Here is a 17,582-nt window from a genome sequence, read left to right as displayed (position 1 = left end):
GGCGCCAATGAGGGCAGGAACTTTCGGCACCTACGGTGTGATGGCTCGTTCCTCGCAATCCCACCTCCGGCACCTCCAAAACCCTGCCGGCGCCCGAACGCAAGCGCCCCCTGTCTAGGGCGGTGACTGAGGGCGGTGGTTCGTCCCCTCCACGGAGGGGGTGGGCCACCGCCCTTCGCCGTGCCTACCCGTGGCTGCTGGGCCGGGCGAGGCTCAGTTTGTAGAGGAGACGGCACTGTTCGGCCGATCCGATGAGGTCGGAGGTCTCGACGGGGCGGTCGCCGCAGTAGTGGGTGCGTTCGACGACGAGCACGGGCATCCCGGGGGCGGATCCCAGAAGCGCCGCCTCGGAGTCGCGCAGGGCGCGGACCCCGACCTCCTCCACGACCCGGTCCACGGGGAACCCGGCGGCGCCGAGGCGTTCCAGGGGGCCGGTACCGGCGGCGTCGAAGGGGGTGCGCAGTGTTCCGGCGGTGAGGACCGCGGGTTCCCAGGACCGGTGCAGGGTGACCGGCCGGTCGCAGGCCAGCCCCCGCGAGGTGGTGCGGTACACGGGCTCGCCGGCGCGGAGCCGGAGCCTGGAGCTCAGCGGCGCCGTGCAGCGTTCCTGCTCGGTGCCGACCCGTTCGCGGCTGAGCCGTCCCAGCCCGGATCCGGAGGTGGCGTCGGTCCGGGACAGCCGGAAGACCTCGGGGACGGGGCGGACGAAGTACCCGGAGCCGGGCCGTGCCTCGACGAGCCCTTCGGTGACCAGGAGCCGTAGCGCGGTGCGGGATATCTGTTCGCTGACCCGGTGGGTGCGCGCCAGGCTGGTGCGGGAGGGCAGCCGGGTGCCGGGGGGCATCTCGCCGCTGAGGATCGGTTCGCGTAGTTGTTCGGCCAGCCAGAGGTAGCGGGGTTTGCGGGGCACCGCTCACCCGGCCTCTGCGGTGGCGCCCCCGGTCGGCGGGGGCGTTCTGGCCGGGTGCGCGGGTCGGTGGTCACGGGTGCCCGCGCCGACACCGTTTCCGGTGCTGGTGCCGGGCCGGAGGGAGGGGGTGGACCTGCCAGATCGCCGAAGCTCGCCCATGGTTCCAGTAAAGCAGCGGAAAAGCCTGGTGGGGGGCTCTACCCGAAAGTAGTCGGCCCTGTCTGTGCATGGTCGCGGAATCGGAACCGGGGAGGCTGATGCGAGGAATCGCCCGAAAGCGTCGGAATGTGTGTGCCTGAACATCCAGGATTATTACTCTGTGTATCGAGGCAACTACGTTTTGCTTGGGGGAGACATGATCACCAACCTGTCGGAGCTGGCGGACCGGACGAGGCTGCCGGAGTTGGCGGACAACACCAGCCCCGCCGTCGCCTGGATGGGCGGAATCACCGGCGTTCTGCTCCTGATCGTGCTCCTCGCCGTGCTCGTCCTGGTGATCGCGGCGCTGGTCTCCACGCTGGCCGACGGCGACACCACGGGGGGCGGCAAACTCCTGTGGGTGCTGTTCATCCTCTGGTTCCCGGTGTTCGGGGCGGTGGCCTGGTTCGTGGTGGGCAAGAAGGGCCACCTCAACCGGTTCCTCGGGATCGACAAGGGTCGCGCCCGCCACGCGGTCCCGAGCAGCGTCGGGCAGCACAGCGACGTCGCACCCGACCAGACCGGCCTCGGCCACGCCTGAGGCGGCCGTACCCGAGCGGGACCGCCGGGGCCCCGGGGCGTGGAGGTGTTCCTCCGCGGCCCGGGGCTCCCGCGTGTCCGGGTGCGGCCGGGGTGCGTCTCCGATCGGGGTGTGGGGGGTGGGAAATGTTATCCACAGGCTGTGGACAAGTCTTGGCAATTCGACCCGGAACCGGGCTGCCCCTGGTCGGGCCGGGTAGTAGCCCCCACCGGAGTCCTCTCACCGTGGTGGAAGGAGAAGCGGGATGGCTAAGCAGACGGAGATCGCCCGCGCCGTCGTCGACGAGGCGGGGAGGACCCTCGCCTCCGAGGCCGGGATCCGGATGGCGGACCAACCGGCCCCCTTGTGGCAGTTGCTGGTGCTGGTGAACCTGCTGTCCACCCGGATCTCGGCGCGGATCGCGGTCGCGGCCGCGCGCGAGCTCAACGAGGCGGGCGCCACGACCCCGGACGGGACGGCCTCGCTGGGGTGGCGGGGCCGCGTCGACGCGCTGGGGCGCGGACACTACGTCCGCTATGACGAGAGCACCGCCACCCGGCTGGGTGAGTGCGCCGACCGTGTGCGCGACGAGTACCGGGGTGACCTGCGCCGACTCGCTGAGAGCGCGGAGCGGGACCGGAGCCGCCTGGAGTCCGGGCTGCGCGCCTTTCCGGGGATCGGCCCCACCGGTGCCGCGATGTTCTGCCGCGAGGCCCAGGCGGTGTGGCCCTGGCTCCGCCCCTACACCGACAAGCTCGCCCGTAGCGGGGCCGAGCGGGTGGGGCTGCCCGCGGACGAGGAGAAGCTCGGCAGGCTCGTGGACGGCGAGGACATGGCCGCACTCGCCGCGGGCCTGACCCGGGTCGCCCGCGACGGCGACCTCGCTAACCGGGTCGGGGCGAGGGCGGGCTGAGTGCCTGCGCTGGTGGCCGTTAGTCCGGGGCGGTCTCGAAGTCGGCGAAGTCGAACCCGGGTGAGACGAAGCAGCTCACCAGGGACTCCCCGCCCAGCGGACGGGCGCTCTGCCAGGTGCCTGCCGGGACCAGGACCTGGAGGTGTTCGCCGTCCCCGGTGCCCGGCCCCAGAACGAAGCCGTCGGCGGGTTCGGGGGCCTTGCCCGTGCCGCCGAACTCCAGCCGCAGCGGTCGGCCCCGGTTGAAGACCCACATCTCGTCCGAGCGCAACCGGTGCCAGCGCGACACCTCGCCGGGCCCGAGCAGGAAATGGATGCCGGTGGCGGTGGGGCGGGGGCCGGGATAGCCCGCGGCACGGACCTCCGTTCCGGCGCGCCAGGTCCGCCGGTACCAGCCGCCCTCGGGGTGGGGCAGCAGATCCAGCTCCTCCGCGGTCCCGGGCCGCTCCTCGAAGGCGGTGTACCGGCCCCCGGGGTCCTGGCGCGGGTGGCGTACTCCCACCACCGCGCGGCGCGGGACCGGCCCGTAGACGTGGGGGAAGAGCACCCCTTCGGGAGCCCCGGGCGGGGGAGCGGGGTCGGCGGCCTCCCACCTGACCTCGGCGTCGACCAGGTCGGCGTCCACGACCAGGACCACCAGGGGTTCGGCGGGTTCGGCGTAGAAGGCGTTCGCCACCGCGAGCAGGGTGGCGTCGTCGGGTGAGGCGTGCAGGAAACCCTGGGTGCGGAGGGATTCGGCTTCGACGTCCCCGCCGGACCGCCAGCGGGAGAGTTCGGTCAGGTGCAGGATGTGGGCCATGGGGGAGACGGTAGCGACTCGGTTCGCGGAGCGCCCTCCCCGGCGCGTCGCTCCGGGCTGATCGGTTCACAGCCTGGGGACAACCTGCGGCGGTCGGGGCAGACGTAGGCGACGCCCCGGCCGGAAGGGATCCGGCCGGGGCGGAGTTGGTTGGGGTGGCTCAGACCTGGTCGGCGCGGATGGCGCCGAGGGCGGCGGTCCACTCCGATCCGGCGAAGCCGAGGTGACCGGCGTCCCTGTTCTGGGTGTCCCGGACCAGGTGCTTACCGGGCAGGTCGGCGACCTCGACGCAGTTGTTCCCGGTGCCGCTGTAGCTGCTCTTTCGGAACTCAGGTGTCACGGGGGTGCTCCGTTCCTGGTAAGCGCGATGCAGGGAGGGCTTATACCTGGGTGGTGTGGGCTGCGTTGAGCAATGCGGCCCACTCCCTCGTGGGGAAAGTGAGGTGTCCCAGGTCCCTGTTCTGAGTGTCCCGCATGTCCACGTAGGCGGAACTCTCACGGGCCTCGATGCAGTTGTTGGTGGCCCCGCTGTACGACGACTTGTGCCACTGCTGATTCATGCCTTGTCCAACCTCTTGATCTCTTCTCGGACGCGTTCCAGGGAGCTGTCCGGGGTCAGCGCCACGGCTTGGAGCGCGGCGAACAGCATCCTGCGATGTGCCACCTCGTCGGCCTCCGTGACGGACTGTCCTTCACGGGCGTTCTCCACGTACACGGAGTCCGGGCTGTCCTGCGTCACGATCACGCTGAACGCTCCGGAGTTCCCGGGATGCTTGGGGGAATCCACGGGGACCACCTGCAGGGTCAAGCGCTCCTGTTCCGCAAGTCCCGCGATGTGTTCCAGTTGTGCCCGTGTCACCTCAATCCCGCCGTATCGACGGGACAAAAGCGACTCGTCCACCACCAGCCACAGCTTAGGCGTTGTGGCATCTGCCATGTCCTCTGCCCGCGTCATGCGCTCCGCGACGAGCACATCCACTTCGTCTGCTGAAAGCCACGGGGCTCCATAACGCACGAGGGCCCGCGTGTACGTCTCCGTTTGGAGGTGTGCCGGGAACGCTAGTACCTGGTATTCGTACACGGCCAGAGCGTTCTGAATGGCGTTGGCGATTTCGTCCAGCCATGCTGGACGACCGGTGCCGGTGAGATCGTCCCACAGGTCCTGAAGGCGAGTCCCGGTCCCCAGAACTTCGTCCAGGCAGGGGAGCAACGACAGGGCTGGGCTCCGGTATCCGCCTTCCAAATTGGACATATGGGAAGTGCTGACTCCGGCCAGGGTACCCATCCTCGCCTGGGTCATTCCTGCACGTTTGCGTATCCTTGCCAGCTCACGCCCGAATCGCTTCTTTGCTTGAGGGGTCGTCATGTTCCCATTAGAACATGGTCGGACGTGTCTTGTATTCAAAATCATTCGAGATTTCACGGAGTCGTTCTTTGCTGCCCATAATCACGTTCTGCCTTGCGAGGGGGTAGTCAGAGCGTTCATCGTGAGCAGCATGCTTCAGCGATGACTTCCTCTGGAGGGCAGTGCAAAATGCGACAGTTCACGAAACAGTCTTTGGGATCTTCGGAAGAGGTTGGGCGCCGGGCTTCTCGGGTCCGTCGCTTCGTGCTCCAGTGCGGGGCCAGTGCGGCTGTCTCTGCTGACATGGGGGTGGTCGCGTGAACGCGCGGACGCTGGAACTCCCAGAGGTGACGCTGCCGCTGCTCGCGACCGTCCAGTCCAAGCACCGGCACTACTTCGACCCGGACTCCGGCCGGGCCCCCTTCCGTCACCGCCGCTACGAGTTCGGGGCCGGACCCCTCCAGATGCCGCTGGTCCGTGCCTTCCTGCACACCTGCGCCGAGCGCCAGAACCCCGACTACCAGTACCTCTTCACCCTGCTGGGCAGCGAACTCGCGAGTAACGCGATCCGGCACACGCGCTCGGGGGAGCGGTTCGGCCACTACTCCCTGACCTGTGAACGCCTGCGGCACGGGCTCCGGCTGACCTGCCAGGACCAGGGCACCCAGACCGTCGGGTCCTTCGACGCCGACCACCCCCGGCACCTGAGCGCCGACCCGCGCGGGCTGGACCCCGACGCCGAGGCCGGTCGCGGTCTGGCCATGATCGACGCCCTGGCCTCCGAGTGGGGCGACAACGGCGTCCCCATCACCCGCAAGGTCTGGTTCACCCTGGCCTACGACCTCACCGACAACCCCTGGAACCACCTGGAAGAACAGAGGTGAGCCCGCGGGGCCCGCTCCGCCCGCAGCCCCCGTGAGGCGGTGTGGACAACCAGACCACGTGCCCCGGTACCGCAGGGCACGACTACGTCCCGGACCAACCACCGGTCAGACACGGCAACACGGCCACCGCCACCTGCCGCCACTGCGGGCACACCATCACGGCCACGCGCTGACCCCCGCACCCGGGACCACCGCTGCCCCGTAACCGGGGCAACCAAGAGAAAAGCTCTGGCGGGTGAGCCAACACCCCCAGAGCAGGCCGACAAGACCATCCATCAAGAAAGCGAGTTGTCGACATGTTCATTGTGCCCCACGTGAGCCCTGCCCGCTGGCAGGCGCGGATCTATCCGGGTGATCTCTCCCAGATGAGCACCGTCCGTGCGGACCTGCGCGCCGACCTGGCCGGGTTCGGGGAGGACCTGGCGGAGGCCGCCGTCCTGTGCGGGAGCGAGATCGTGGCCAACGCGATCGAGCACAGCCGGTCGGGAGCCCCGGACGGCCGGGTGCTGCGGGCGCTCTTCGCTCCGCAGCCGGGTGTACTGCGCCTGGTGGTCGTTGACGACGGAGCCCGCGAGTCCTCGCCGGAGATCCCGGACCGCTCGGTGGGGGACTGGCTGAGCGCCGAACGCGGCCGGGGCCTGTTGCTGGTGGACGTGCTCGCCGCCAGGTGGGGCACCTACCCGATCGTGCCCTTCCCGTTCTGCTCGGACCTGGGCACGGCCGTGTGGGCCGAGTTCGCGCTGGGCGGTGGTGACCGGTGACCACGGTCGAGACGAGGGTGCGATCGGTCCTGGACGCTCCCCGGGGACGCCGGTTCTCCCGGACCCCCGCACCGGTGCGGGAGACCAGGCAGACCCGCGAACAGCTACTCCTGCGGCAGATGGCGGGCAACCCGAAGGTCGCCCACCGGTTGGAGCACGGCGTCCTGCCCGGGTGGATGCGCGTGGCGAAGGAACACGGGGGATCGGAGGATCGGGAGGCTGGGGGAGCGGGTGTGACCGAACCCGAGCCCGAACCCGCTCCGCTCCGGCGCGGTCGTCATCGCCGCACCCCGCGCCGCCGGCGCGGCTGGGCCGCTTCGAGCTACGGGGCGGTGCTGGTCGCGGGGATGATGATCGGCCAGTTCGTCAGGCTGATCCTTTAGCCGCTCCTCTGTCCACAGGCTGTGGACAACCTGCGGCGGTCCGCGCCTACGCAGGACGCCCCGGCCGGAAGGGACCCGGCCGGGGCGTCGCGTACGGAGTCGCTACAGGATGATCCGCATGGGCTCTTCCAGGATCTCCGCGAGTTCCTTCAGGAAGGCGGCGCCCACGGCACCGTCGACCGCGCGGTGGTCCACCGAGAGCTCCAGCGCGATGCGGTTGCGCACCTGCACCTCGCCGTCCACCACCACCGGCTCCTGGCGCATGGCGCCCACGGCCAGGATGGCGGCCTCCGGCGGGTTGATCACCGCCGAGAAGCTGTCCACGCCGAACATGCCCAGGTTGGACACGCTGAACGTGCCACCGCTCATCTCCTGCGGCTTGAGCTTGTTGTCCCGGGCCTTGCCCGCCAGCTCACGCGTGTTCGTGGAGATCTCCGACAGGGTCGCCTTGTCCGTGTCGTGCAGCACCGGCACGACCAGACCGGCGTCCACGGCGACCGCCACACCGACGTTGATCCGGTTGTGCTGGACCAGGTTGTCGTCCACCCAGGAGGTGTTGACCGCGGGGTGCAGCTTGAGCGCGGTGGCGCAGGCCTTCACGATCAGGTCGTTGAAGCTGACCTTCACACCCGTGCTGGAGAGCTGCTCGTTGATCTGGCCGCGGAAGGCCTTGAGCGGCTCGGCGTCGATCGCCCGGCGCAGGTAGAAGTGCGGGACCGTCTGCTTGCTCTCGGTCAGGCGGCGCGCGATCACCTTGCGCACGTTGCTGGTCTTGACCTGCTCCGAGTCGCGCCCGTCGTCGAAGGACGGAGCCGTCTGCGCCTTGGCGGCGGCGGGCCTGTCCTCCTTCTCCTGGGCGGCCGGAGCCGACTCGGCGGCCGGACCCTCCTTGGCGGCGGCCTCGATGTCGGCGCGCACGATCCGGCCCTTGGGCCCGGACCCCTTGATCTTCGTGATGTCCAGGCCGTACTCCTTGGCCAGCCGGCGGGCCAGCGGGGAGGTGCGGGGGCGGTCCGCGGGGGCGTCGCCGTCGGCGGGGGCCGACGGAGCGGCGGACTCGGCGGGCTTCTCCTCGCCCTCGGGGGCCACCTCCGCGGTCTCCTGCTCCGCCTTGTCGGCCTCGTCCTCCTTCTTCTCCGAAGCCGGAGCGGAGGGCGTGCCGGAGTCCTCGGGTACCGCGTCCGGGGAGTCGGCGATGAAGCCGATGACCTCGCCGATCGGGACGGTGTCGCCCTCGGAGGCGTTCTGCTTGACGAGGTAGCCGTCCTCGTAGGCCTCGTACTCCATGACGGCCTTGTCGGTCTCGATCTCGACCAGCACGTCACCGGAGGCGACCTTGTCCCCCACCTTCTTGACCCAGGTGGAGATGACGCCTTCCTCCATGGTGTCGGAGAGGCGCGGCATGTGGATCTCGCTCATTGACTACTCCCTCTACCCGACCCGTTTGCCGACGGCGCTCAGGGTCTCCTTGATCGCGGTGCTGATCGACTCGACCGACGGCAGAGCGGCGGTCTCCAACGGCTTGGCGTAGGGCATGGGCACCTCGGCCATGGCCACCCGGCGTACCGGGGCGTCCAGGTAGTCGAAGGCCCCCTCCTGGATCGACGCGGCGATCTCCGCGCCGATCCCGTAGGTGAGCCAGTCGTCCTCGCAGATCACCGCGGCACCGGTCTTCTTGACCGAGTCCACGAAGGTCTGCCGGTCGAGGGGGCGCAGGCTGCGCAGGTCCACGACCTCGACGCTGATGTCCTCCTCGGCCAGCTTCTCGGCGACCTGGTTCGCGACCGTGGCCATCCGGGAGTAGCCGATCAGGGTGATGTCGCTGCCCTCGCGGGAAACACCGGCGCGACCGATGGTCGCGACCTCGTCGCAGGAGGCCTCGGCGTAGTCCTCGGGGACCTCGCCCTTGGAGTTGTACAGGCCCAGGTTCTCCAGGAACAGGACCGGGTCGTCGTCGCGGATGGCCGCACGCAGCATCGAGGAGGCCTCGGCCGGGGTGCTGGGAGCCATCACCTTGAGGCCGGGGATGAAGGAGTAGAACAGCTCGATGTTCTGCGAGTGCGTCGCGCCGAGCTGCTGGCCGCCGCCTCCGGGGGTGCGGATGACCATGGGGACGCTGGTCTGGCCGCCGAACATCCCGTAGATCTTGGCGGCGTGGTTGATGATCTGGTCGATGGCGATCAGGGAGAAGTTGATCGTCATCAGTTCCACGACCGGGCGCAGACCCAGCATGGCGGCGCCGACGGCGGCACCGACGAAGCCCTCCTCGGCGATCGGGGTGTCCTTGACCCGCCGGGGGCCGAACTCCTTGAGGAGCCCCTCGGTGATCTTGTAGGAGCCCTCGAAGACGCCGATCTCCTCGCCGATCACGAGGACGTTCTCGTCGCGCACCATCTCGGCCCGCAGGGTGTCCCGCAGGGCCTGGCGGTAGGTGATCACGGACATGTGAGTGGTTCCTTCCCTATTCCGCGAACACCGGGTCGGCGGGCATGCGCCGCGACTCGTTCGGCACCGGAGTGGCGTAGGTGTAGTCGAAGAGCGTGGACACGTCCGGCTTCGGGCTGTTCTCCGCGAAGTCGGCGGCCTCGGTGACCTCGGCCTTGACCGAGGCGGCGATCTCCTCGCGCAGGTCGTCGGTGAGGATCCCGGCCTTGGTCAGCCGCTCGTCGAAGATCGCGACCGGGTCGTTCTCCTCGGAACGGGCCTCGTCGCGCTGCTCGTCGGTGCGGTACTTGGCCGGGTCCACCACGGAGTGGCCCTTCTGCCGGTAGCTCCACGCCTCCAGCAGGAACGGCGTCTGCTCCTCGCGTGCGCGCTCGACCAGCCGGGTCGCGGTGTCGCGGACGGCCAGGACGTCGCGGCCGTCGACGCGCTCGCCCTCGATGCGGAAGGCGGCGCCGCGCTTGTACAGCTCGGGCTCGGCGGAGGACATGTCCACGGTGGTGCCCATGCCGGTGAAGTTGTTGACCACCACGAAGACGATCGGCAGGTTCCACAGCTTGGCGATGTTGAGGGACTCGTGCCAGGCGCCGATGTTGGTGGTGCCGTCGCCCATCTGGCACATGACGACCTCGTCGCCGCCGCGGTAGGTGACGGCGAGCGCCGCACCGGTGGCCAGGGGGAGCTGGCCGCCGACGATGCCGTAGCCGCCGAGCATGCGGGTCTCGGTGTCGTACATGTGCATGGAGCCGCCCCAGCCCTTGGAGACGCCGTCGGCGCGTCCGTAGAGCTCGGCCATGACCCGCTTGGGGTCCATGCCCTTGCCGATCGCGTACCCGTGGTCACGGTAGTTCGTGAACAGGTAGTCGCGCTCCTGGAGTGCGGTCATCAGGCCGACGACGGTGGCTTCCTCGCCGAGGTTGAGGTGGCAGTAACCGCCGATGCGGGCCTGGGTGTAGGCCTGCCCGGTGCGCTCCTCGAAGCGCCGGACGAAGAGCATCTGGCGGTAGTAGTCGAGGAGGGTCTCCGGTTTCTCGTTGCCGAGACCGGTGTCCTTGCGGCCCCGGCGCCGGGACGCGGAGCCCCGGGCGGTGCCGCCCTTCGGCTTGGCCGTGTCAGCCATGGTGTGCCTTTCTACGTGCGCGTGAGGCCTCGCCGCCCCGGCCTGTGGGCCGGGTGGCGTGACCCGCCAGGGACCCGCTGTCGGGCGTGGTCCTGGCGTGTGCCGCCGCCGGGCTCATCGGCGGCGGCACTGTGGCTGTTGCGGGGCGCGTCCGGGTCCGGGCCGTGGCTGGGCCCGGTTGCCGGACGCGAAGCGATGCGGGTCGCGTGTGCAGTTGTCGCGCAGGTAACCCTTGACGGCATTGCTTCCCGGTCTGGAGTGCCGTAAGCATCCGCCGGGAGGCCGTCCGAGTTCGTTCACCGGCCGGATGAACGACCCCGTACCACCAGGGATACGCGCGTGCGGAGCTGTGACGTGCGTCGCGCACACTCTACGGTCTGATCGATGATCGATCAATACAACATTACGGCAGATACCCGAAGTTTGGCGCAAAGCACCAGGTGATGGCGGAACTCCAGCGTGCGGGGCGCAGGAGGGGCCCGGCCAGCGGTCGGCCGGGCCGACGGGCCAGGGCGGCCGGGCGGTCCTCAGGCGGGCGTCAGTGACTGCCCTCGTGGGTCTTGAGCGCCGCCTCGACGTAGTTCAGGACGTGGTCGCTGAGCATCTGGCCCACGGCCGGATCCCCCTCGCGGAAAGCCCGCGTGATCTGCGCGTGGTCGGCCGCCTTGGCGTGCAGCTCCATGTTGAGCCAGCGCACCGACAGGGCCGTCCACACCTCCACGCCCAGGGACTCCCAGGTGTGCAGGAGCACGCTGTTGTCGGCGGCCCGCACGACCTCGCGGTGGAACTCCACGCTGTGCCGGATCTGTTCGGTGACGTCCCCGTGGGCGGTCGCCCGCTGCAGGGCCTCCACCTCGCGTTCGAGGCAGGAGGGGTCCGCGGCCAGGCGCGGGGCGGCCAACTGTGCCGCCACGAGCTCTAGACCGGCGCGGACCGGGTAGATCTCAGCCATGTCCTGGACACCGAAGGCCCTGACCCTGGCCCCCTTGTTCGGCACGGTTTCGATGAGCCGCAGCGTCTCCAGCTCGCGGAGGGCCTCACGGACCGGTGCCTGGCTGACCCTGAGCTCCGTCGCGACCCTGCGTTCCACGATGCGTTCGCCGGGCTGCCACCGTCCGGACAGCAGACCCTCGACCAGTACCTGCCGGATCTGCTCCCGCAACGGCTCACGAGCCAGTTTCGAGGGGTCGTCCGGCAACTGTGGGAGGTCGACCATCCAGGGCCCTTCCGTTTTCCGGCCCGCGTACGACCAGTACACGGGCCCGCACACTCCAGCGTCTGACAGGCTCCTTGAAGAGTGCCACACCTGTGCGGGTCGACCGGACGGTCGGCCTCGAACAGCTAACGGAAGCCTCACGAACCGGTCGCTCCCGAGTGAAGTGCGCCGGTACCGGGGGTGGTCTCAGGGCAAAGTCCGAGGTGGAAGGGTCACACTTGACCCGCGGAACCACCAATGAGGGGAAGTGTCCGGGTAGGCTCGCATGTTGGCAACATCCACCCCGAAGCCGTGCGGGACGTTACCCGCCTCACGGCGACGGGCTCACGAGAGCGCACTGACCCGCGCTGACCGACCGAACCGAAGCGGTGACGGGCGCCAACGAGGGCGCCACTGTCGACCAGTTCCGTTCCCCGGAAGTCGAGCCTGCGCAGGGCCGGTCACGAACGCCGTGAACCAGTCCGAAGGTCCGACCGTCGAACGAGGGTGCGGGGGGCGAGCCCCCCGGTACGTTACCAACACCCCGTGTCGGCCCCGGGAACGTCAGGACCAGTCCCAACAACCTCGGCTAGCCCGTCCCCCACGCCTCAGCAGTGCCACAGGCAAGCCCACGACGTGTGAGACAGCACTGAGCACATGACGCAACCTTCGCGGACCCGGCACGCGCGGTCCAGACAGTCAACGCCGCACGAGCCGGAGCAGCGCAAGCCCGACCCCGGCCCGTACAGCGGCCCCATTCCCGTGGTGCGAGCCAAGGAGCACGCGCCGGGGCCACCCGTCGTGCGCGCCGTCAAGTGGCCGAGTGTGAGCGAGATCGCGTGGGGGCTCGCCTCGGACCGGATCGCGATCATGCTCTTCGTCGCGCTGATCGTCATGACGATGCTGGCCGCGGGACCGCTCCACCCGGTGGACAACTTCCTGAACGAGTTCCACCGGCCCTACTGGGACGCCCTGCGCGAGCCCCTGATCTTCTGGCCCGACAACGTCGCCTCCCGTTACGTCGCCCTGCCGGTCCTGGGCGTGACCACGCTCCAGCTGGCCTACTGGCACCGGAGTTGGCGACCGATCATCCTGGGGGCGGGCGGCGTCTTCGGCATGATGTCGATGGTCTCCGTGATGAAGCTGCTGTTCAGCCGGGGCCATGCCAAGAACTACGACCCCGACTTCTTCGCCGGGGCGGGCAACGTCGCCTTCCCGTCCGGGCACGGGGCCAACGCGATCCTCATCTACGGGCTGGTGCTGTTCCTCATCATCAGGTTCGGGGCGGCCCGGCCGCACATCATCAAGCGGTTGGCCTACTGCATCGTGGGCATCGCGATCCTCCAGTCGACCGTCTCGATCTACCTGCACTTCCACTGGTTCACGGACCTGGTGGCCGGGATGATCGCGGGCGGGTTCGCGCTGAGGCTCACGATCCGCCTGGACCGGATGATCCCGCACGGGCACACCGTCCAGTGGTGGCCCTGGTACGGCAGGGGAGCCGAGACCGGGTCCTAGCTCCCGGCCGGGAACACGTACAGGAACGCCCGTCGTCGTCCGGCGGGCGTTCCCGTGTGTCCGGGCCCGTCCGCGTCCGGGGCCGCGGTCACTGGGTCTTGCCTGAAATACCCCTAGGGGGTATACCTGCGGTAGGGGCGCGCGGATCGCGCGGGCGTCCCCGGCTCAGATACCCCTCAGAGGTATTTTCGGACAGGGAGGGAATCAGATGAGTACAGGACGGCGCGGCTCCGAACACACCGAACACCGACAGGACCACGGAAGCCGGCAGGGCCGCGGAGACCCCGGGGCCCGCGGTGAACACGGCGGGGACCACGACGGAGGCCACGGCGGGCACGGCCACGGGGGCCACGGCGACCACGCCGCGATGTTCCGCACCAGATTCTGGTGGAGCCTGCTCCTGAGCCTCCCCGTGGTGTTCACCAGCCACATGATCTCCGGATGGCTCGGCTACCACGTCCCCGACGCCCTCACCTGGGTGCCTCCCGTCCTGGGTACGGTCGTCTACCTCTACGGCGGATGGCCCTTCCTCGCCGGGGTCCCGGGGGAGCTGCGCGAACGCAGCCCCGGGATGATGACCCTGGTCGCGATGGCGATCACCGTGGCCTTCGGGTCGAGCATGCTCGCCACCCTCGGCGTGGTGGGCTCGGGACTCGACTTCTGGTGGGAGCTCGTCCTGCTGGTCGTGGTGATGCTCCTCGGGCACTGGCTGGAGATGCGCGCCCTCGGCCAGGCCTCCGGGGCACTGGAGGCCCTCGCCGCGCTCCTGCCCGACAAGGCGGAACGGGTCGGCTCGGACGGTGGGGTCGAGGAGGTCGCCATCGCGGACCTGCGCGCCGAGGACACCGTCCTGGTCCGCTCCGGCGGCCGGGTCCCCGCCGACGGCACCGTCGTCCGGGGCCGCGCGGCCGTGGACGAGTCGATGATCACCGGGGAGTCCCGCACCGTCACCCGCTCCGAGGGCGACCGGGTGGTCGCCGGAACCGTCGCCACCGACTCCTCCGTCCGGGTCAGGGTGGACGCGGTCGGCGAGGACACCGCGCTCGCCGGGATCCAGCGCCTGGTCACCGAGGCCCAGGAGTCGAAGTCGCGCTCACAGGCCCTGGCGGACCGGGCCGCCGCCCTGCTGTTCTGGTTCGCCCTCACCGCCGCGGTCATCACCGCCGTGGTCTGGGGCCTGCTGCTCGGCGACGGCGGCCAGGCGGTCGAACGGACCGTCACCGTGCTGGTCATCGCCTGCCCGCACGCCCTGGGGCTGGCCATCCCGCTGGTCATCGCGATCTCCACGGCCCTGTCCGCCCGCAACGGGATCCTGGTCAAGGACCGGTTGGCGCTGGAACGCACCCGCCTGGTGGACACGGTGCTCTTCGACAAGACCGGCACCCTGACCAAGGGCGCGCCCGCGGTCAGCGACACCGCGGCCACCGGGGAACAGTCCGCCGAGCGCGTGCTGGCCCTGGCCGGGGCGGTGGAGGCCGACTCCGAGCACCCGCTCGCCAGGGCCGTCGTCCGCGCCGCCGGGGAGGCCGGGCCGGTGCCCGCGGCCTCGGACTTCCGCTCCCTGACCGGACGGGGCGTCCAGGCCACCGTCGACGGGACCGAGGTGTACGTCGGCGGCCCCGCGCTCCTGGAGCACCTGGACCTCACCGAGCCCGACACCCTCGCCGAACGCACCCGTCCCTGGCGGGAACAGGGTTCGACCGTCCTGCACGTCGTCGTGGACGGGGCCGTGGCCGGCGCCCTGGCCCTGGCCGACGAGGTCCGCCCCGAATCTGCCGCCGCCGTCCTGCGCCTGCAGGAACAGGGGGTGCGCGTGGCCATGGTGACCGGTGACGCCCGCAACGTCGCCGACGCCGTCGCCGCGAAGCTGGGGCTGGACGAGGTGTTCGCCCAGGTCCTCCCGGACCAGAAGGACGCGGTCGTCCGCGACCTCCAGGAACGCGGGCGCCGGGTCGCCATGGTCGGTGACGGGGTCAACGACGCCCCGGCGCTGGCGCGCGCCGACGTGGGCATCGCGATCGGGGCCGGGACCGACGTGGCCATCGAGTCCGCCGGGGTGGTGCTGGCCTCGGACGACCCGCGCGGGGTGGTGTCGGTGCGCCGACTGTCCCGGGCGGGCTACCGGAAGATGATCCAGAACCTCGTGTGGGCGGCGGGCTACAACATCGCGGCAGTACCGCTGGCCGCCGGTGTCCTGGCGCCCGTCGGGTTCGTGCTCGCCCCCGCCGTGGGCGCGGTGCTGATGAGCCTGTCGACCATCATCGTCGCGCTCAACGCCCAGCTCCTGCGCGGGCTGGACCTGCGCCCCGGAGACTGACCGGGCCCCGGTGCCGGTGTTCCGCGTCCCCGCCCGCCGCGCGGGGACGCGGAACACCGGCGTGACTTCCGGCACCGCGCCTGGCAGCATCTGAGGAGCCGTGGTCCCCCTCTTGTAGCGGGAGAGGGCTCACGGATCAGACCGCCGCCTCGACCGGTTACGAGGCGGCGGTCGCCCGCCCCCGGCCCCCGCGCGGGTGGGGTTGGACGTTTCACGTGAAACGTTCACCGATCTCACCTGCGTGTTCGTAAATCCCTCCCGGGGAGGGTCCGTTGCCCCCGGCCGGTTCGGGATGGCCCATGCAGTGGCCCATCGCCCGGTGCCAGCGGTTGCCGCGCAACGAGGGTTCGAGGGCGGCCAGCGACGCCGCGTACTTGCTGAACCGCACCTCGCGCACCCCGAGCCCGTGAAGGCGCCGTTCGGTGTCGGTCAACCCGCCCCGGGTCTTGACCTCCAGCAGTACCACGTCCGGTCGCATCCGCACCGCCCAGCCGTTCCGATACCCGACCAGGTCGCGGTCGACGGTCACCCGCTCCCGGCCGTCCAACGCCGCCACCGTGGTCCGCCGGTAGTCGGTCGCCGCGGCGGGCAGCAGCACGTCCGGCGGGTCCAGCCGGCACCGGTCCAGGGAGCGGTCGAGGAACTCCCGGGTCCGCCAGGTCAGCCGGTCCACCGGGGCGTCCGCGGGGAGTTCGGTCCGCACCTTCTCGGTGGTCCCGCGCGCGCCCTTCAGCTTCACCTCGAACATCCGGGTCCGCGTGTCCACGTACGTACGGGTGCGCACCTTGTAGCGCAGCCGCCGCCCCTGCCGGTGGTCGTGGAAGGTCCGCAGCTCCGGGGTGTCCAGGTAGGTGGACGAGTACAGGAAGGAGGTCCGGCCGCCGATCTCCAACACCCCGAACCGCCGCTCGGCCCCGGTGAACAGTCCGGACAGCAGTTCGGCGGGGAGCAGGTACTTGCGGCAGGTACGGGTGACCAGGGCGGCGCGCTCGTTGAGCTCGGCCAGGGACACGGGCCGCAGCCCGGCCAGCTCGGGCGGGCCTGGGACGGGGGCCGTCGTTCCGGTGGTGCGCGGGATCAACGGTCACCCCGCCAGGCGGCCATCGGTGCCCGGCGCCCGGCGGCCGGACCGGGGACCGCGTCCAGCCTCGGCTCCTGGAAGCGCACGTCCACCACCATGAGGTCGCGCACGTAGTCCACCTCGGTCACGTCCACGTGCCTCACCCGGCCGCGCAGCCGACCCTCCAGGTCCTGCCGGAGCGCGACCGGGTCCTCGTGCACCACGTCCAGGGTCATGATCCGCCGCCGGGTGCGGGCCAAGAGCCTCGGGTGCCCCGCCACGTAGAGGACGGCCAGCAGGAGCGCGTTCAGCCCCAACAGGAGCCCCGGGGCGGGGTCGGCGACCGCGTTCACCAGACCGAGGGCGATCGCCACGAAGTAGTAGCCGATCTCCCCCTGGCTGATCAGGTCCGAACGCAGCCGCAGGATCGACAGCACCCCGAACAGGCCGAAGCCGACCGCCAGGCCCACCTCCTGCTGGGTCAGCATCGACACCACGGCGAAAATGCCGACGTTGAGCGCCGCGTAGGCGAGCAGCAGGTCCCGCCGGCCGTGCCTGCGGAAGTAGAGGACGTAGGACAACACCGTGATCGCGGCCACATCGACCGCCAGAGCGAACCAGAACATGTGACCACGGTGTCCGGCCCCGGTGAGGTGCCGGTGAGCGCCGGATGAGGGAACCCTCATCTTTGCGGGGACCTCGTTCCCAGGAGGGGACGCGGACGGCGGCCGGACCCGAGGCCGCCCCGCTCACACCTCGGCGGCTCCGGCGGTCCTCACCCCAGGAGCCCGAGGGTCAGCAGGACCACGCCCGCCAGGGGCGGTGCCAGCTGGATCAGCGCGGGACGGAGCTTGCCCGGCGAGGAGACGGCGAGCACCGTTCCGGCCAGCACCATCGAACCCGCGCCCGCGTACACCAGGGCGGCCCCGGCGCCCGTGGCCCCGGCGCCCGTGGCCCCGGTGCCCACGAGCACCGCGCCCACGACCACGGACACCGCCAGGAAGAGGTTGTAGAACCCCTGGTTGAACGCGAGCTCCCGGGTCGCCCGGGCCCCCTCCTCGGTCGTGCCGAACACCGCCCGGCCCCGCGGGGACGTCCACAGGAGAGACTCCAGGACGAAGACGTACACGTGGACGAGTGCGCCCACGAGCGCGAACACCAGACCGAGGATGACCATGACCGGAGCTTAGGGCAACGACCCCTCCTCTGGGCGGACC

19 protein-coding genes are annotated in these 17,582 nt (G+C 70.4%); 7 read left to right on the top strand and 12 right to left on the bottom strand.

Annotated elements, in window-relative coordinates; translation table 11 throughout:
• Positions 1-184: 184 nt before the first annotated feature.
• Positions 185-910 carry a GntR family transcriptional regulator gene (locus AC0VYD_RS26040; RefSeq protein WP_475477943.1) on the bottom strand — a complete coding sequence of 242 codons (726 nt, stop codon included), beginning with the start codon at positions 908-910 and terminating at the stop codon, positions 185-187.
• A gap of 355 nt (positions 911-1,265) precedes the next feature.
• Here AC0VYD_RS26040 and AC0VYD_RS26035 point away from each other — a divergent pair, with 355 nt between their 5' ends.
• Together AC0VYD_RS26035 and AC0VYD_RS26030 are read left to right on the top strand one after the other, a co-directional pair.
• A complete protein-coding gene (locus AC0VYD_RS26035; protein WP_475477942.1) occupies positions 1,266-1,649 on the top strand; it encodes a PLD nuclease N-terminal domain-containing protein in 384 nt (127 codons plus the stop codon).
• A 244-nt stretch (positions 1,650-1,893) separates the two neighbouring features.
• The gene (locus AC0VYD_RS26030; RefSeq protein WP_475477941.1) at positions 1,894-2,541 is read left to right on the top strand and encodes an endonuclease; all 648 of its coding nucleotides are present in this window, start codon (positions 1,894-1,896) and stop codon (positions 2,539-2,541) included.
• A gap of 19 nt (positions 2,542-2,560) precedes the next feature.
• On the opposite strand, the gene AC0VYD_RS26025 is transcribed toward AC0VYD_RS26030, so the two are convergent.
• The 4 genes from AC0VYD_RS26025 to AC0VYD_RS26010 all read right to left on the bottom strand — a co-directional run bounded on the left by AC0VYD_RS26025 (position 2,561) and on the right by AC0VYD_RS26010 (position 4,706).
• Positions 2,561-3,340, bottom strand: a complete 780-nt coding sequence (locus AC0VYD_RS26025) for a cupin domain-containing protein (protein ID WP_475477940.1) — start codon at positions 3,338-3,340, stop codon at positions 2,561-2,563.
• A gap of 160 nt (positions 3,341-3,500) precedes the next feature.
• Positions 3,501-3,680, bottom strand: a complete 180-nt coding sequence (locus tag AC0VYD_RS26020) for a DUF397 domain-containing protein (RefSeq protein WP_475477939.1) — start codon at positions 3,678-3,680, stop codon at positions 3,501-3,503.
• Between the two features lie 40 nt (positions 3,681-3,720).
• Positions 3,721-3,900: a DUF397 domain-containing protein gene (locus AC0VYD_RS26015; protein ID WP_473037419.1), complete on the bottom strand. Its 180-nt coding sequence runs from the start codon at positions 3,898-3,900 to the stop codon at positions 3,721-3,723.
• Positions 3,897-4,706 (bottom strand): helix-turn-helix domain-containing protein, encoded by an 810-nt coding sequence (locus AC0VYD_RS26010; protein WP_475477938.1) that lies wholly within the window; start codon positions 4,704-4,706, stop codon positions 3,897-3,899. Before AC0VYD_RS26010 ends, AC0VYD_RS26015 begins: the two co-directional genes overlap by 4 nt.
• A 296-nt stretch (positions 4,707-5,002) precedes the next feature.
• Here AC0VYD_RS26010 and AC0VYD_RS26005 point away from each other — a divergent pair, with 296 nt between their 5' ends.
• The 3 genes from AC0VYD_RS26005 (at position 5,003) to AC0VYD_RS25995 (ending at position 6,713) form a co-directional block, all read left to right on the top strand.
• On the top strand, positions 5,003-5,569 hold the full coding sequence (locus AC0VYD_RS26005) for an ATP-binding protein (RefSeq protein WP_475477937.1): 567 nt from the start codon (positions 5,003-5,005) through the stop codon (positions 5,567-5,569).
• A 296-nt stretch (positions 5,570-5,865) separates the two neighbouring features.
• The gene (locus AC0VYD_RS26000; protein WP_475477936.1) at positions 5,866-6,330 is read left to right on the top strand and encodes an ATP-binding protein; all 465 of its coding nucleotides are present in this window, start codon (positions 5,866-5,868) and stop codon (positions 6,328-6,330) included.
• Positions 6,327-6,713, top strand: a complete 387-nt coding sequence (locus tag AC0VYD_RS25995; RefSeq protein WP_475477935.1) for a hypothetical protein — start codon at positions 6,327-6,329, stop codon at positions 6,711-6,713. The genes AC0VYD_RS26000 and AC0VYD_RS25995 overlap by 4 nt, the downstream gene beginning before the upstream one ends.
• Positions 6,714-6,815: 102 nt before the next feature.
• Here the strand turns inward: AC0VYD_RS25995 and AC0VYD_RS25990 are convergent, their stop codons facing one another.
• The 4 genes from AC0VYD_RS25990 to AC0VYD_RS25975 all read right to left on the bottom strand — a co-directional run bounded on the left by AC0VYD_RS25990 (position 6,816) and on the right by AC0VYD_RS25975 (position 11,491).
• On the bottom strand, positions 6,816-8,132 hold the full coding sequence (locus tag AC0VYD_RS25990) for a dihydrolipoamide acetyltransferase family protein (RefSeq protein WP_475477934.1): 1,317 nt from the start codon (positions 8,130-8,132) through the stop codon (positions 6,816-6,818).
• 12 nt (positions 8,133-8,144) lie between these two features.
• Entirely contained in the window at positions 8,145-9,158 is a 1,014-nt protein-coding gene (locus AC0VYD_RS25985) for an alpha-ketoacid dehydrogenase subunit beta (RefSeq protein WP_475477933.1), read from the bottom strand.
• Positions 9,159-9,174: 16 nt separating this feature from the next.
• Positions 9,175-10,275, bottom strand: coding sequence for a pyruvate dehydrogenase (acetyl-transferring) E1 component subunit alpha (gene pdhA / locus AC0VYD_RS25980; protein ID WP_475477932.1), 1,101 nt, complete (start codon positions 10,273-10,275; stop codon positions 9,175-9,177).
• A gap of 538 nt (positions 10,276-10,813) precedes the next feature.
• Positions 10,814-11,491, bottom strand: a complete 678-nt coding sequence (locus AC0VYD_RS25975; RefSeq protein WP_475477931.1) for a GntR family transcriptional regulator — start codon at positions 11,489-11,491, stop codon at positions 10,814-10,816.
• 780 nt (positions 11,492-12,271) lie between these two features.
• Between AC0VYD_RS25975 and AC0VYD_RS25970 the strand changes: the two genes are divergently transcribed.
• Together AC0VYD_RS25970 and AC0VYD_RS25965 are read left to right on the top strand one after the other, a co-directional pair.
• The gene (locus AC0VYD_RS25970) at positions 12,272-12,988 is read left to right on the top strand and encodes a phosphatase PAP2 family protein (RefSeq protein WP_475480374.1); all 717 of its coding nucleotides are present in this window, start codon (positions 12,272-12,274) and stop codon (positions 12,986-12,988) included.
• Positions 12,989-13,355: 367 nt separating this feature from the next.
• Positions 13,356-15,305, top strand: a complete 1,950-nt coding sequence (locus AC0VYD_RS25965) for a heavy metal translocating P-type ATPase (RefSeq protein ID WP_475480373.1) — start codon at positions 13,356-13,358, stop codon at positions 15,303-15,305.
• A 211-nt stretch (positions 15,306-15,516) separates the two neighbouring features.
• Here the strand turns inward: AC0VYD_RS25965 and AC0VYD_RS25960 are convergent, their stop codons facing one another.
• The 3 genes from AC0VYD_RS25960 to AC0VYD_RS25950 all read right to left on the bottom strand — a co-directional run bounded on the left by AC0VYD_RS25960 (position 15,517) and on the right by AC0VYD_RS25950 (position 17,542).
• Positions 15,517-16,386, bottom strand: a complete 870-nt coding sequence (locus AC0VYD_RS25960; protein ID WP_475477930.1) for a polyphosphate polymerase domain-containing protein — start codon at positions 16,384-16,386, stop codon at positions 15,517-15,519.
• Positions 16,383-16,991: a DUF4956 domain-containing protein gene (locus AC0VYD_RS25955; protein ID WP_475477929.1), complete on the bottom strand. Its 609-nt coding sequence runs from the start codon at positions 16,989-16,991 to the stop codon at positions 16,383-16,385. Before AC0VYD_RS25955 ends, AC0VYD_RS25960 begins: the two co-directional genes overlap by 4 nt.
• Positions 16,992-17,140: 149 nt before the next feature.
• A complete protein-coding gene (locus tag AC0VYD_RS25950; protein WP_475477928.1) occupies positions 17,141-17,542 on the bottom strand; it encodes a DUF1304 domain-containing protein in 402 nt (133 codons plus the stop codon).
• Positions 17,543-17,582: the final 40 nt, after the last annotated feature.

The organism is Nocardiopsis sp. iso_40, assembly GCF_056173285.1.
Note: the sequence above shows the minus strand (reverse complement) of the source record. Positions and strands in the feature narration are given on the sequence as shown.